Here is a 443-nt window from a genome sequence, read left to right as displayed (position 1 = left end):
TGATGTCGGTCACCCACACTTCTTCAGGCCGGCTTGGCGCGAACCGCTGTTCCAGCAGATTCTCAACGACGGGCAGGTTGTGATTCGAGTTCGTCGTGGCGATGAACTTGCGCCGCTGTTTGCAGCGAAGATTCAGCTCCTGGCGCAGCCGGCGAACACGGTCGCGACCAACCTCATAGCCCTGCGCAGCAAGCTCGCGCTTTATCCGCGGCACCCCATAGGTCTCTCTGGTCTGCCGGTGCACTGCAGTGATCAAGACTTTCAACCGGGCGTCGTCCTGCCTGCGTGTCGATGGCTTGGCCCGCAGCCAGTCGTAATAGCCATTGCGCGAGACGTCCAACACTCGGCACATCATCCTCACAGGATAACCAGGGAAGTCGAGTCGCATCGTCTTTATCCACGCGTACTTGGCAGCGACTCCTGCGCAAAGTACGCCGCCGCTT

The 443-nt window shown here is 60.0% G+C and carries 1 protein-coding gene; it reads right to left on the bottom strand.

The features are described from left to right. Window positions 1–443 (bottom strand): IS3 family transposase (locus tag QPK32_RS26480; RefSeq protein WP_290415763.1); only part of this gene is annotated, 443 nt, incomplete at both ends.

Source organism: Massilia sp. YIM B02763 (assembly GCF_030412015.1).
GTDB lineage: Bacteria > Pseudomonadota > Gammaproteobacteria > Burkholderiales > Burkholderiaceae_D > Telluria.
This window is presented reverse-complemented; position numbering and strand designations above follow the sequence as displayed.